General features: G+C 70.8%; 1 protein-coding gene. It reads left to right on the forward strand.

What is annotated here, in order from left to right; translation table 11 throughout:
• Window positions 1-14 precede the first annotated feature (14 nt).
• Window positions 15-373, forward strand: a 359-nt coding sequence (locus ACY45C_RS17655) for a protealysin inhibitor emfourin (protein WP_462188659.1), incomplete at its 3' end; no start/stop codon positions are given.

A 373-nucleotide genomic window follows, 5' to 3' on the forward strand; every position in this document is an offset into this window, starting at 1 on the left:
GCACAATATGGCTCATGGCGCGCACCGCGGAACGTGTATGGGTCGTGCTGGAGCGTTCCGGTGGACTTCTCGGGCGCAGCGTGCGCCGCGGTCTGGACACGGCCGATCTCAGTAAGCAGGAAGCCGAGAACCTGCGCCGCCTGGCCCGCGAGGCGGTGCATCACGGCGATCTCGCGGCCACAACGGACGCCGCGGATGCCGGTCAGGTAGATTCCACCGAGGCCCGGGGTTCCACCGCGCCCCGAGAGCGGCACGACATCGGCGCGGACCGGTTCGTCTACACCCTGGAGATCGACCGGCCCGGGGAGCACGCGGTGCGGACGTTCTCCGAGCCGGTGCCCGACGAGGTCCGGCCGCTGCTGGCGCTGCTACG

This window comes from Frankia sp. CcWB2, assembly GCF_977927585.1.